Source organism: Paenibacillus algorifonticola (genome assembly GCF_050481745.1).
GTDB lineage: Bacteria > Bacillota > Bacilli > Paenibacillales > Paenibacillaceae > Pristimantibacillus > Pristimantibacillus algorifonticola_A.
Genome location: NZ_JBCNGR010000026.1, coordinates 1 through 13180 on the forward strand (window position 1 = coordinate 1; position 13180 = coordinate 13180).

13 protein-coding genes are annotated in these 13180 nt (G+C 49.6%); 12 read left to right on the plus strand and 1 reads right to left on the minus strand.

From position 1 onward, the window contains the following. Positions 1 to 597 precede the first annotated feature (597 nt). The 9 genes from ABEW34_RS21025 (at position 598) to pssA (ending at position 9717) form a co-directional block, all read left to right on the plus strand. Positions 598 to 1059, plus strand: a complete 462-nt coding sequence (locus ABEW34_RS21025; RefSeq protein ID WP_430161299.1) for a CtsR family transcriptional regulator — start codon at positions 598 to 600, stop codon at positions 1057 to 1059. A gap of 39 nt (positions 1060 to 1098) precedes the next feature. Further along, the gene (locus ABEW34_RS21030) at positions 1099 to 1623 is read left to right on the plus strand and encodes a UvrB/UvrC motif-containing protein (RefSeq protein ID WP_046234191.1); all 525 of its coding nucleotides are present in this window, start codon (positions 1099 to 1101) and stop codon (positions 1621 to 1623) included. Between the two features lie 24 nt (positions 1624 to 1647). Next, positions 1648 to 2727, plus strand: a complete 1080-nt coding sequence (locus ABEW34_RS21035; RefSeq protein WP_099518279.1) for a protein arginine kinase — start codon at positions 1648 to 1650, stop codon at positions 2725 to 2727. A 2-nt stretch (positions 2728 to 2729) separates the two neighbouring features. Further along, complete coding sequence (gene clpC, locus ABEW34_RS21040; RefSeq protein ID WP_056035710.1) at positions 2730 to 5201, plus strand: ATP-dependent protease ATP-binding subunit ClpC; 2472 nt, start codon at positions 2730 to 2732, stop codon at positions 5199 to 5201. A 278-nt stretch (positions 5202 to 5479) separates the two neighbouring features. Next, positions 5480 to 5905, plus strand: a complete 426-nt coding sequence (locus ABEW34_RS21045; protein ID WP_430161300.1) for an ankyrin repeat domain-containing protein — start codon at positions 5480 to 5482, stop codon at positions 5903 to 5905. Positions 5906 to 5921: 16 nt separating this feature from the next. Next, positions 5922 to 6272: an antibiotic biosynthesis monooxygenase gene (locus tag ABEW34_RS21050; RefSeq protein WP_430161301.1), complete on the plus strand. Its 351-nt coding sequence runs from the start codon at positions 5922 to 5924 to the stop codon at positions 6270 to 6272. Between the two features lie 156 nt (positions 6273 to 6428). Next, complete coding sequence (gene radA / locus ABEW34_RS21055; RefSeq protein WP_046234195.1) at positions 6429 to 7796, plus strand: DNA repair protein RadA; 1368 nt, start codon at positions 6429 to 6431, stop codon at positions 7794 to 7796. Positions 7797 to 7806: 10 nt separating this feature from the next. After that, positions 7807 to 8883, plus strand: coding sequence for a DNA integrity scanning diadenylate cyclase DisA (disA, locus tag ABEW34_RS21060; protein WP_430161327.1), 1077 nt, complete (start codon positions 7807 to 7809; stop codon positions 8881 to 8883). A gap of 87 nt (positions 8884 to 8970) precedes the next feature. Then, a complete protein-coding gene (gene pssA, locus ABEW34_RS21065) occupies positions 8971 to 9717 on the plus strand; it encodes a CDP-diacylglycerol--serine O-phosphatidyltransferase (protein ID WP_430161302.1) in 747 nt (248 codons plus the stop codon). A 286-nt stretch (positions 9718 to 10003) separates the two neighbouring features. Here pssA and ABEW34_RS21070 read toward each other — a convergent pair whose 3' ends face one another. Then, complete coding sequence (locus ABEW34_RS21070) at positions 10004 to 10399, minus strand: DUF1573 domain-containing protein (RefSeq protein WP_430161303.1); 396 nt, start codon at positions 10397 to 10399, stop codon at positions 10004 to 10006. Positions 10400 to 10548: 149 nt separating this feature from the next. On the opposite strand from ABEW34_RS21070, the gene ABEW34_RS21075 reads away from it, so the two are divergent. The 3 genes from ABEW34_RS21075 to ispF are packed head-to-tail and all read left to right on the plus strand — an operon-like array spanning position 10549 to position 12892. After that, positions 10549 to 11646, plus strand: a complete 1098-nt coding sequence (locus tag ABEW34_RS21075) for a PIN/TRAM domain-containing protein (RefSeq protein WP_430161304.1) — start codon at positions 10549 to 10551, stop codon at positions 11644 to 11646. Between the two features lie 56 nt (positions 11647 to 11702). After that, the gene (ispD, locus tag ABEW34_RS21080) at positions 11703 to 12407 is read left to right on the plus strand and encodes a 2-C-methyl-D-erythritol 4-phosphate cytidylyltransferase (protein ID WP_430161305.1); all 705 of its coding nucleotides are present in this window, start codon (positions 11703 to 11705) and stop codon (positions 12405 to 12407) included. Between the two features lie 2 nt (positions 12408 to 12409). Further along, on the plus strand, positions 12410 to 12892 hold the full coding sequence (gene ispF / locus ABEW34_RS21085) for a 2-C-methyl-D-erythritol 2,4-cyclodiphosphate synthase (RefSeq protein WP_430161306.1): 483 nt from the start codon (positions 12410 to 12412) through the stop codon (positions 12890 to 12892). Positions 12893 to 13180 lie beyond the last annotated feature (288 nt).

Here is a 13180-nt window from a genome sequence, read left to right on the forward strand (position 1 = left end):
CGCCAAGCACGAGAAGCCTGTCGCAATCATTGCGGCAGGTTTTTTGTTGTCTTGTAAATGGGATAGGCTTTCACATAGTGAAAATGCTGTGCACAACTTATCTACAGCCGTGGATGAGGTGCATAGTATTTTTTTCAAATATAAGGAGGAATAAGTTTTCCCATTATCATCGGCTTATATTTCTACGCGAAACGATAGCTTTGCCGTCAGAGGACGGCGACAGCCGTTTCACCTTGTGGCGTGTATAAGTCTGTATTAGCGAGGTTGTTCACATGTGGGTAAGTTCACCCACCCTAATATGAACATAATGTAAACATGAGTTATGCACATTCGTTCATTTTTTATGCACAGCCTGTTTATAAATAGAACCGATCTAGGCGAGTCGGGTATAATTAGCGCTTTTTCGCACCATGCTAGGTAGTAGCCTTGTGCATAAAAGCTTGTGGATGAATAGTCAGAAAATTAAGATTCCATCTCTTGACCTTTCTTTAATTTTGCGTATAATAAAGTTAAGGTCAAAGAAAGTCAAAGTCAGTTGGAGCTGCATATGAATAAGCGTAAGCTTGTGCTCCATGCAGTACCAGGGAGGTTGGTGATATGCGAAACATTTCCGATCTCATTGAACATTATTTAAAAAATATGCTGCAGGAAAGCACAGAAGGCTCGGTGGAAATACAGCGCAATGAGCTGGCTGAGAAATTTTCGTGCGTCCCTTCCCAGATTAATTACGTGATTAGTACACGTTTTACGCTGGAGAAGGGTTACATGGTCGAATCGAAGCGTGGAGGCGGAGGTTACGTCAGGATTCAACGGGTAGAGCTGCCAGCCTTGCAGACGATTCAATTTCATATTCGGCAGACGATTGGAGATTGCGTGGAGCAGAGCGTGGCGGAAGGGCTGATTTATCAGCTTGAAGAGGCGCTGCTGGTAACGAAGCGCGAAGCACAGCTGCTGCGGGCAGCAATTGACCGTGAAACAATAGCCGTCAAGCTCCCGCTGCGTGATGAGGTAAGGGCCCGTTTGCTAAGAGCGATGCTTATATCGCTTCTGGTTAAATAACTTTACCGTGCGTAAGTGCATGGAAAGGGGTGATTTGTCTTGATTTGTCAGGAATGCGGCAAGAAGCCGGCAACGCTTCATTTCACGAAGATTGTCGGTGGAGAGAAGACGGAGTTTCACATTTGTGAAGCTTGTGCGCGTGAACGGGGTGAAGGTATTCCGGGAACGGCGAATGGCTTCTCTATCCACAGCTTGCTGTCGGGTCTGCTTGATTTTGATCCATCTGGAACATCGGGTTCAGCAGGGACGAAGCCTTGCCCGGTCATACGCTGTGACGAATGCGGATTCACTTATGCACAGTTCAGCAAGATCGGACGCTTTGGCTGCAGCGCCTGTTACAAACATTTTTCAGATAAGTTAGATCCGCTGCTCAAAAGGGTACATGGTAGTACGGTGCATACGGGGAAAATTCCGAAACGCTCCGGAGGGCAATTGCAAAATAAACGAGAACTTGATCAGCTCAGACGCGAGCTGTATGATCGTATTGAGCAAGAAGAATTTGAAAGTGCGGCTCAAATCAGGGATCGTATTCGTGAGCTTGAGCGTAAAATAGCAGAGCTGTAAGTCATGAAGTAAGGAGGATACCTCTTGAAGAGTCGTCGTTTTTCAGAGCAAGCGTTAAGCGATTGGATGAAAGGGGATGGTCCAGAGTCAGATATCGTGATCAGCAGCCGTATACGCATCGCCAGAAATTTGAACCATCATCCGTTTCCATTGCTCGCTACGAAGGAGCAATCGCTTGAGGTTATGGAGCAGCTGGCTGCTATCGGGGCATCTGGAAAGCTTGAGCCTATCGGCCATTTTGATACCATCGTGTTATCCGATCTTACGGAGCTGGAGAAGCGTGTATTGGTTGAAAAGCATTTGATCAGCCCTAATCTGGCTAATGAATCTCGAGGCGGAGCCTTCATCCTCAGCGATAATGAATCGGTGAGCATTATGATTAATGAAGAAGATCATCTGCGAATTCAATGTCTGTATCCAGGTTTTCAAATTCAGGAAGCTTGGACGCTGGCGAATCGGATCGATGATATTTTTGAAGCGGAGACCGAATATGCTTTTGATGAGAAACGCGGTTATTTAACGACTTGCCCGACCAACGTTGGAACAGGCATTCGCGTATCCATTATGGTACATTTGCCGGCTCTCGTGTTATCATCGCAAATCAATCGGATTTTGCAGGCCGTTACGCAGGTGGGACTCGCGGTTCGCGGATTGTATGGCGAAGGCAGTGAAGCGCTTGGCAATGTGTTTCAAATCTCGAACCAAATTACACTTGGGCAGTCGGAGTCGGAAATTATTGACAACCTGTACAGTGTAGCCAGACAAATTATTGAGCATGAGAAAGCAGCTCGAATACGGCTTCTTGCTGAGTCTAAGCTGCGCATTGAAGATAGAGTAAAGCGGTCTTATGGGATTTTATCCTATGCGGCTATAATGGATACGAAGGAAGCCGCACAGCGGCTTTCAGATGTAAGGTTGGGCGTTGATCTGGGATTGCTGGATAATATAACGCCTCAAGTGATGAATGAATTAATGATTATGACGCAGCCTGGCTTCTTGCAGCAGGTATTCAAGGAAACGATGAATGCGGAGCAGCGGGATTATCGCCGGGCAGAACTTATTCGCAAGCAGTTGCGAAGTCAAATGGAACATGGGGGTGCGTAACGATGATGTTCGGAAGATTTACGGAGCGGGCACAGAAGGTGCTTGCATTGGCGCAGGAAGAAGCGGTTCGTCTTGGACATAACAATATTGGTACCGAGCATATTTTACTTGGACTGATTCGTGAAGGAGAAGGCATTGCCGCCAAAGCGCTGATTGGACTTGGCCTGGGCTTAGAGAAAATCCAGGATGAGGTTGAAGCTTTGATCGGAAGAGGCCAGGAGCAGCCTACCAACATTGCCTATACGCCACGTGCGAAAAAGGTCATTGAGCTCTCTATGGATGAAGCGAGAAAGCTGGGCCATACGTATGTGGGTACGGAGCATATTTTGCTCGGACTCATTCGTGAAGGAGAAGGGGTTGCAGCCCGCGTGCTGAACAATCTCGGCATCAGCCTCAATAAAGCACGCCAGCAAGTGCTGCAATTGCTTGGCAGCAGCGAAGCCATCTCCAGCAACCATGGCGCTCCATCTAATGTGAGCACGCCAACGCTGGACGGACTTGCCCGCGATTTGACCTCCTTCGCTAAAGAAGGCAATCTCGATCCGGTTATTGGCCGTAGCAAGGAAATCGAGCGCGTTATTCAAGTGCTTAGCCGCCGGACGAAAAACAATCCGGTTCTTATCGGGGAACCCGGCGTTGGTAAAACAGCGATCGCTGAAGGATTGGCGCAAAAAATTATCGCAAACGAAATTCCAGAAACGCTGCGCGACAAACGCGTAATGACGCTCGATATGGGCTCTGTCGTAGCTGGTACGAAATACCGCGGTGAGTTTGAGGATCGCTTGAAAAAAATTATGGATGAAATCCGCCAAGCCGGCAATATCATCCTATTCATCGATGAGCTTCATACGTTGATCGGTGCTGGTGGTGCTGAAGGCGCGATTGATGCTTCTAATATTTTGAAGCCGGCGCTAGCACGTGGCGAGCTGCAATGCATCGGCGCGACTACACTGGATGAATACCGCAAATATATCGAGAAGGATGCTGCGCTGGAGCGCCGTTTCCAACCGATTACGGTAGATCAGCCTTCACCGGAAGAAGCGGTACAAATTTTGTACGGCCTGCGCGATCGTTATGAAGCCCATCACCGGGTGAAAATTACAGATGAAGCGATTGTTCAAGCCGTTAAGCTGTCCGACCGCTACATTACGGATCGTTTCCTGCCGGATAAAGCGATCGACCTGATTGATGAAGCCGGCTCGAAAGTTCGCCTCAACTCGTATACGATTCCGCCGAATCTTAAGCAGCTGGAAAACCGTCTGGAGGATATCCGCAAGGAGAAAGACTCCGCTGTTCAAAGCCAGGAGTTTGAGAAAGCGGCTGCGCTTCGCGATACCGAGCAGAAGATGCGCGAAGAGCTGGATATCACGAAAAATCAATGGAAAGAAAAACAAGGACGTACCGATTCCGAAGTGACACCTGAGGATATTGCACAAGTCGTAGCGAGCTGGACCGGCATTCCGGTAAGCAAGTTGGCAGAGGAAGAGACCGAGCGTCTGCTGAAAATGGAATCCATTCTTCATGGCCGTGTCATCGGACAGGAAGAAGCAGTCAAAGCGGTATCGCGCGCTATGCGCCGTGCTCGTGCTGGCCTGAAGGATCCGAAGCGTCCGATGGGTTCATTCATTTTCCTCGGTCCAACGGGTGTAGGTAAAACCGAGCTTGCCCGTGCGCTTGCAGAAGCGATGTTCGGCGATGAAAATGCGATTATCCGCATCGATATGTCGGAGTATATGGAGAAGCATTCAACTTCCCGTCTCGTTGGGGCACCTCCGGGATATGTTGGTTATGAGGAAGGCGGTCAATTGACCGAGAAAGTACGCCGCAAGCCTTATTCGGTTGTATTGCTCGATGAGATTGAGAAAGCCCACCCGGAAGTATTCAACATTTTGCTGCAAGTGCTGGAAGATGGTCGTCTGACTGACTCTAAAGGCCGTGTAGTCGATTTCCGCAATACGTTGATCATTATGACGTCGAACGTGGGCGCGGATCAAATTAAACGGAATTCTTCGCTGGGCTTCACAGCTGTTCACGACGCTGGCCGTGACTTCATTCAAATGAAGGATAAAGTAATGGCTGAGCTCAAAAAGAGCTTCCGTCCGGAGTTCCTGAACCGGATCGACGAAACGATCGTGTTCCACTCGCTGGAGCAAGAGCATATCGCCGAAATCGTCACTTTGATGTCCGACGATTTGCGAAAACGCCTGCGTGAGCAAGATGTAGACTTCTTGCTGACCGATACGGCGAAGGCGTTCCTCGCCAAAGAAGGCTTCGATCCGCAGTATGGTGCTCGTCCATTGCGGCGCGCGATTCAGAAGCATATCGAGGACCGTTTGTCCGAGGAATTGCTCGTTGGCAACATTCAAAAAGGCGACCGCTTCACGATTGATGAGAAGGATGGCGCGTTGACGGTAACAAAATCGGAGCCTCTTGATTTGGAGAAAGCGTCCGAAGAGCCAGCTGCTAAATCATAATTAAAAAGTGAGGATGCTGCACAGCTGATTACAGCTTACGCACATTCGGCGAGCTAGCTTTATACAGCTCGGTACAAAAATAGAAAGCTTCCAGAACCCGTGAACATGACGGATGCTGGAAGCTTTTTTTATGACTAAAACAGACAATCCCCTTTCATTTTCATTTGACAATGAGAATCATTATCGTGTATCTTATAGGAGTAGATATTAATTTGAACATACACTCTTTCATATACAAAGACGAAGACCGGAACAGATGACGGAAGGCGGTAATAGGTATGGGATTGCATGCTGCCAGAATAACGGCTGAAGAGGCGTCATATTTATCAAATGAATATATTAAGCAGTTCGTTAGAGCAGCACATATGGATTTTGACAAGGTAAAGCAAATGCTGAGTGAAGAGCCTGAGCTGCTGCACGCTTCCTGTGACTGGGGAGATGGCGATTGGGAAAATGCGCTAGGCGCAGCCGCTCATGTCGGACGCAGGGATATTGCGCTGTATTTGCTGGAGCGTGGAGCAAGGCTGGATCTTTTTGCTGCTGCGATGTTAGGCAAGCTGGAAGTGGTTCATGCGATTTTAAGTGACGACCCCGCGGCGAAAGATGCCAGTGGCCCGCATGGAATTCCGCTCATCGTTCACGCCAAGATGGGTGGCGAGGAATCGCGCTTGGTTTATGCTTATTTGGAAAGCCTTCAGGCTTGATAGGAGGGGTAACATCATGATCGTGGTCACGAACACCATTAAAGTGAAAAAAGGGCACGGTGAAGCCGTAGCCGAGCGGTTCCAGCATACGAAGGGGATTGAGCTTTCTCCCGGCTTTATCCGGATGGAGGTGCTGCTTATGGAAAACTTGGTGGACTATGATGAGCTGAGAGTCGGCACAACATGGGAAAATAAAGCGTCGTTTGAAGGCTGGGTCAACAGCGACTCCTTCCGTCAGGCACATACGCATCGTCAAACGAAAGCAGGCGAAGGCTGCAAAAGTCAGCAAAATGAAGTCATTATGCTGGGCTCCCAGCTTTCAACGCACCGGGTTATTGTGGCGCGGCAAGCGACTATCCAAGCTTAAACGATAGCGTGTATAAATTGTCTTTTTCAGAAAGTTCCCTTCTTCCTCTTGTGGATGACAGGGAACTTTCTTGTTGTATAAGGAAGAAAGGGTTTATACAATCCACATTAAATGGTAAACTTTTAATGATAGTGTTTTTAGTAAAAGGAGCCGGACATGGCAAAAATAAAAACGAAATTCGTATGCAATGAATGTGGAACAGAGTCGCCTAAGTGGATGGGCAAATGCCCAGGGTGCCAGTCATGGAATTCCATGATTGAAGAGAAGGAAACCGTTGTCAAGACGCAGGGAGTCGGTTTGCGTGTTGCGCAAACGAAAGAAAAGCCACAGTCGATCATACATATAGAGAGCGGGAAGGAACCGCGCATTGAAACGAGCTTGAAAGAGCTGAACCGCGTACTTGGCGGGGGCGTTGTGCCGGGCTCCCTTTTGCTGGTAGGGGGCGACCCCGGTATCGGAAAATCCACGCTGCTGCTGCAAACCTCGCATGCACTAGCAACGAAGGGATTGAAGGTTCTCTATATTTCAGGTGAGGAATCGGTGCGGCAAACAAGATTAAGAGCGGATCGGCTTGGTGCGCTGACGGAATCCTTGTATGTGCTTTGCGAAACAAACATGGATCATATTAACGAGGCGATTGAATCGGTGGACCCCGATTTTCTCGTTATTGACTCCATCCAGACGGTTTATGATCCGGGTGTGCAATCAGCGCCGGGCAGCGTATCTCAGGTTCGGGAATGCACCGCGCATTTTATGCGAGTCGCCAAAATCAAAGGGATTGCAACGGTACTGGTCGGACATGTGACGAAGGAAGGCGCCATCGCCGGACCGCGGATGCTGGAGCATATGGTCGATTGCGTATTGTATTTTGAAGGTGAGCGCCATCATACCTACAGGCTGCTGCGCGCGGTTAAAAACCGGTTTGGGTCGACGAATGAGATCGGAATTTTTGAAATGGGCGAGGAAGGCTTGCGTGAGGTGCTGAATCCTTCTGAGCTGTTTTTATCAGAGCGCCCGCTTGGCGTAGCCGGCTCTATTGTTGTAGCAAGCATGGAGGGAACCCGTCCTGTATTGGTGGAATTGCAGGCGCTGGTGGCAACGACGAACTTCCCATCGCCGCGCCGTATGACGGCCGGACTTGACCATCATCGCATGGCGCTGATCATTGCCGTGCTTGAGAAGCGCAACGGCATGTTTCTCCAGACGCAGGATGCTTATTTGAATGTCGCAGGCGGCATTAAGCTCGATGAGCCAGCCGTTGATTTAGCAGCAGCGGTATGTCTCGCTTCGAGCTTTCGGGATGCGCCAACGAGACCTTACGACGTTGTGTTCGGGGAAGTTGGTTTGACGGGCGAGGTACGTGCTGTCTCGCGGGCTGAGCAGCGGGTAAAGGAAGCCGAGAAGCTGGGCTTCAAACGAGTTATTATGCCGGAAAAAAGCCTGAAGGGCTGGAAGCCGCCGGCATCCATTGAGATTATTGGTGTAAACACCGTAGCGGAAGCGCTCTCGGCAGCACTAGGATAGGGGGAAGATGATGAAGGAACAGAGCCAGCTAGAAACAATGAACCAGCTTTTGCAGCTAGTCGCGCCCGGTACCCCGTTCCGTGACGGCTTAGAGAACGTGCTGCGGGCGAAGACTGGAGCATTAATCGTTGTCGGATACAGTCCTGAGGTAATGGAAGTTGTAGATGGAGGTTTTTCCATCAATTGTGATTTCTCACCCAACTATTTGTATGAGCTTGCGAAGATGGATGGCGCAATTATTTTGAGCGAGGATATGCGGCGGATTTTGTATGCCAACACGCAGCTTATTCCGAACAGCTCCATTCCGTCGATTGAGACGGGAATCCGCCACCGTACCGCGGAGCGGGTCGGCAAGCAGACGGGCAAGCTCGTCGTATCCATATCGCAGCGCCGAAATATTATTACGCTGTATCAAGGCAATTTGCGGTATGCGCTCAAGGAAATGGGCAACATTTTGACAAAAGCGAATCAGGCGATTCAGACGCTGGAGAAATATAAGGCGGTGCTGGGCCAAGCGTTCAAAAATTTGTCTGTGCTTGAGTTCGAGGAGCTGGTCACCTTACAGGAGGTTGCCCATGTCGTGCAGCGTGTAGAGATGGTGCTGCGTGTCAAAATGGAAATCAAGCGTTATGTGACCGAGCTGGGAACGGAAGGACGCCTCATTGCGATGCAGCTCGAAGAGCTGGTCGATGGTGTGGATGAGGATGCTTGGTATTTGCTTAAGGATTATGCGAAAGATAATTCAGATGAAAAAATCCGGGAAATCCGACTCGCAATGAAAAAACTGAGCTCTGATGAGCTGCTGGACGCGTCGCCGATTATCCGGCTTCTTGGCTATCCGCATACCGGTTCTATGGCGGAAGAAGCAATTTCGCCGCGCGGCTTCCGCTTGTTGAACAAAATCCCGCGTTTGCCGCTCATTATTATGAATAATTTGATTGAGCGCTTCGCCAGACTGCCGCATATTATGATGGCGACCATCGGTGAATTGGATGATGTTGACGGAATTGGGGAAGTTCGGGCGAGGGCGATCAAGGAAGGTTTGAAACGGATTCAGGATCAAATGTTCATTGACAGGCAAATCTAAATCCCATACAATTGATGGAATGTGAACGGCCCGATCATCATACATTAGTATTTGATCTTAGGGCATAGTAGAGAAGAGGTGGAACAGATGATTATAAAGTCAATACCGAGCCTTTTCACGGTGGGGAATTTGTTTCTTGGCGTAATCGCCATTATTATGGTGTTTAATGAGAAACCTGAAATTGCAGCGATGATGGTTATTATCGCAATGCTGCTTGATGGCGTAGATGGCAGAGTGGCACGTGCGCTTAATGCACAGAGCGAATTCGGCAAGGAGCTCGATTCGTTATCCGACGTCATTTCCTTCGGAGTAGCTCCAGCGTTCATTATGTATGTCGTCGCTTTTCAGGATTTAAATACAGCAGTGGCTTGGATTATTACCGCGTTATTCCCGATTTGCGGAGCTTTGCGCCTGGCGAGATTTAATGTCGTAACGAAGACGCCGAGCGGTTATTTCATCGGACTGCCGATTCCAGCAGCTGGTGGTGTTTTGGCAACGCTGGCTCTTTTCAAAAATGATATTTCGGTTATTGTGCTGTTAATTAGTACGCTCGTTCTTTCCATTCTGATGGTGAGCACGGTTCGTTATCCGAATTTCAAGAAGTTTGGCATTCCGAAGAGCGCGATTTGGGTCGTGCCGATTATCGTCGTATTCTCGCTCGTAATCGGTATTTGGTTCAATCAATATTTGTCGAAGCTGATTTTCATCCCGCTTTTGCTATATGCGCTGTGGGGCTTAAAAAAAAACGTTGATCGGCGCATTAAGCCGCGCAGACGTAAAAACAAGCATGCAGAGCTAAGTGAAGAGCAGGTGCAGTCGGAGACGATTGCCTAGTATGCAGCTAGCTCAGAAGCATTTTTCATAAGTAAAAAGGAAACATCAAAAAAGCTGTAAACCATGTAAACGTGGTTTGCAGCTTTTTTTGTTGAAATGGATTTGTCGCCAAAGGACGGCAACAGCCATTTCACCTTGAAATATAGGAAAGTATATGATTTCACCATACTTTCTCTATATTTCTACGCGAAACGGTAGCTTTCCCGCCAAAGGACGGCAACAGTCGTTTACGCTTGGCATCTTGCATCATTATGTTGAGGTAGCAATGGCTTTGCAGGCATTCGCTTTACGTTAAATTAAATAGGCCGAGCGTTGAGCATTTGTCATACTCATCGGCGATGACCTCGTCCAGTTGGATATCCAGCAGATTGCACATCGCGGTCATGTAGAACAGATTGCGTCCGAGGTCGGCCTTAAGCACATCGCGGCAGTTTTCGCACAGCTCGCCAGAAAGGTGGCTTTGCAGCGTTTCTTTCGCGCTCTTAAGGTTCGGTTCATCGGAATAATGCTGCTTGCGGGCCGCAAGCTCAATGCAGCCGCAGTCGGTCACGGCTTTCGTTACAGCTCGATTGACGGACGTTCCAGCCTGCCCAAACTTTGACATCACATCCAGCAGGCTCCGATGCCTTAGCAGTAACTCGGATACTTGCTGTTGAAATTGATCCAATGTTGGTGCGCTCATCGGTTACACCTCTTTCATCAACTTTAGCAACTTCTGATCTTGTTTCCATTATAAGCTTACTTGGTCCGCATTTCAAAATGAAAAATCATTCACCTCTGACGGTTAGAGTTTTCCCAATTGGAACATAATTGTAATGGAGGTGGATGAATATGGTAAGACGTATCATTCAATTAATTGGAATAATGTTAGGTGCAATGGCAGGACGCGAGCTTCACAGCATGACCAGTTTATCGGGATTATGGGCTGAGCCATCTATTGGGATGCTTGAGCATTCCGGCACTTATTACATGAATGTCGGAATCGGCGCATTGTGCGGGGTCATTCTCGCGACCTTGGCAGCAAATCCGCTCATTCGTTTAATGCAGCGTGGAGCGGAGCAGACTTCGGCTATGCCGGTCAAGGATTTGCTGGCTGGTGCAGCAGGATTGTTCGTTGGGCTGCTGCTGTCGGTGCTGTTGTACCCGGCGGTGTCGGACATTGGAGGCGTAGGTGTTATGCTGCCAGCCATTATGGCGCTGTTCTTCGGCTATCTGGGCGTGCGTATTGCTTGGAACAAGCGGGATGAGCTGACAGAAAAGCTGATTGAGCTGTGGAACCAGCGCAAAGCGGCTCCTCCTATTGATGAGACGAGCGGGTTCGAGGAGCATAAGATTTTGGATACGAGCGTCATTATTGATGGGCGGATCGCCGACATTTGCAAAACCGGCTTTATTGAGGGAACGCTGGTCATACCTGAATTTGTGCTGGAGGAGCTGCAGCATATTGCCGATTCTTCGGACTTGCTCAAGCGCAACCGCGGCCGCCGGGGGCTGGATATATTGAACAAAATCCAGAAAGAGCTTGATGTGCGCGTGCTTATCTATGAAGGAGATTTCGAAGAAATCAGCGAGGTGGACAGCAAGCTGGTGAAGCTGGCGAAGGCGCTGCATGGCAAAGTGGTAACGAATGATTTTAACCTGAATAAGGTGTGCGAGCTGCAAGGCGTATCTGTGCTCAACATTAACGATTTGGCGAATGCGGTGAAGCCTGTTGTGCTGCCGGGTGAAGAGATTATTGTGCAGGTCATTAAGGACGGCAAGGAACATGGACAGGGTGTCGCTTATCTCGACGATGGCACGATGATCGTAGTAGAAGGCGGACGCGAATATATCGGCACGACGATGGAAGTGCTTGTAACGAGCGTGCTGCAAACGTCTGCGGGACGGATGATTTTCGCCAAGCCGAAGCTGTTGGAAAAAGCACAGTAAAAAAGGTATGATAGAGGGGATACAATACCGGCACAGAGATTTGAGGGGAATAGGGCATGGGGGCAAAATGGGGAGTTGTCGTCGTCGCGGCCGGACGCGGTTCGCGAATGGGGACAAAAGAAAGCAAGCAGTACCTGGAAATGCAGGGCAAGCCGATTATTGTACATACGCTTGAGCTGTTCGCTTCGCTTGCTAACCTTGCTGAAATCATCGTCGTTGTCGGCGCTGATGATGTGGGGCGCGTGGAAGAACTGGTGGGCCGCTTTGGCATTGCCAAGGTGAAGGCAGTTGTTGCAGGCGGCAGCGAGAGGCAGCATTCGGTGTACAGCGGCATTCAGGCGCTTTCGCCTGCTATAGAGTGGGTCATGGTGCATGATGGCGTGCGGCCGCTTGTGACGGCAGCTGCGGTCGGCACCTGCTGCTCTGTGGCGGAGCGTGAAGGCGCGGCCGTGCTGGCCGTGCCAGTGAAGGATACGATTAAACAGGTGGGCGATAATGGCTTGATCGTATCGACGCCTGACCGCCGAAGCTTGTGGGCGATTCAAACGCCGCAGGCTTTTCGTCGTGAACTGCTTGTGCGTGCGCATGAGCAGGCCCATGCAGAGGGCTTTCTGGGGACGGACGACGCGATGGTCGTCGAGCGAATGGGCGCACCAGTTGCCGTAGCGGAAGGCGATTATACAAATATAAAAATTACGACGCCTGAGGACTTGCCATGGGCGGAGTTTTTGCTCGCAAAGCGGGAGAGAGGGGAGCGCTGACTATGATTCGTGTAGGACAAGGGTTTGACGTTCATCAATTGGTAGAAGGCAGGCCGTGCATTATCGGCGGTGTAACCATTCCATATGAAAAAGGGCTGCTAGGGCATTCCGATGCCGACGTGCTGCTGCATGCGATTACCGATGCGATTTTGGGCGCATTGGCGCTTGGCGATATCGGGAAGCATTTTCCCGATACGGACCCTGAGTTCAAGGATGCGGACAGCTTGAAGCTGCTCGTACATATATGGGGACTCGTCAAGGAGCGCGGCTATAAGCTTGGCAACATTGACTCGACGATTATTGCGCAGCGTCCCAAGATGCTGCCCTTTATTCCACAAATGGCGGAAATTATCGCCACAGCCTTGGAGGCGGATGTGTCCCAGGTGAATGTGAAGGCAACAACGTCGGAGCAGCTCGGCTTCACTGGGCGCGGCGAAGGAATCGCGGCGCAATCCGTTGTTTGCCTGATTAAAGATGTGATATAATCGCAATAATTTTTGGGTGCAGGGATGAGAAAAAGACTTCTTCACGCTGTTGGTTTATCTAGGGTGTGTATGCAAACCAGAACCCGGATACTCATGGCTTTTGGGAGGATTTGAGGTCTTGAGCGGACAGGAAATCCGTTATGCCCTTGATTTTCCGTTCAAAATAACGATCGGAAGCATATTAGCGTCTTCTGAGTCCGCGTCCTCTGCCATAACCCGTGTTTCGGCTGTAATAGCGGCTGCTGTGTCCGCCTAAAGCCTATGCATGAAGCTGACTTTCGATACGCA

Bases quoted from the DNA above. Each gene is read 5' to 3' on its own strand.
- ispD (WP_430161305.1), top strand. From the start codon at position 11,703: ATGGGGGCAAAATGGGGAGTTGTCGTCGTCGCGGCCGGACGCGGTTCG.
- ABEW34_RS21025 (WP_430161299.1), top strand. From the start codon at position 598: ATGCGAAACATTTCCGATCTCATTGAACATTATTTAAAAAATATGCTG.
- disA (WP_430161327.1), top strand. From the start codon at position 7,807: ATGAAGGAACAGAGCCAGCTAGAAACAATGAACCAGCTTTTGCAGCTA.
- ABEW34_RS21045 (WP_430161300.1), top strand. From the start codon at position 5,480: ATGGGATTGCATGCTGCCAGAATAACGGCTGAAGAGGCGTCATATTTA.
- ispF (WP_430161306.1), top strand. From the start codon at position 12,410: ATGATTCGTGTAGGACAAGGGTTTGACGTTCATCAATTGGTAGAAGGC.
- pssA (WP_430161302.1), top strand. From the start codon at position 8,971: ATGATTATAAAGTCAATACCGAGCCTTTTCACGGTGGGGAATTTGTTT.
- ABEW34_RS21070 (WP_430161303.1), bottom strand. From the start codon at position 10,399: ATGAGCGCACCAACATTGGATCAATTTCAACAGCAAGTATCCGAGTTA.
- radA (WP_046234195.1), top strand. From the start codon at position 6,429: ATGGCAAAAATAAAAACGAAATTCGTATGCAATGAATGTGGAACAGAG.
- ABEW34_RS21075 (WP_430161304.1), top strand. From the start codon at position 10,549: ATGGTAAGACGTATCATTCAATTAATTGGAATAATGTTAGGTGCAATG.
- clpC (WP_056035710.1), top strand. From the start codon at position 2,730: ATGATGTTCGGAAGATTTACGGAGCGGGCACAGAAGGTGCTTGCATTG.
- ABEW34_RS21050 (WP_430161301.1), top strand. From the start codon at position 5,922: ATGATCGTGGTCACGAACACCATTAAAGTGAAAAAAGGGCACGGTGAA.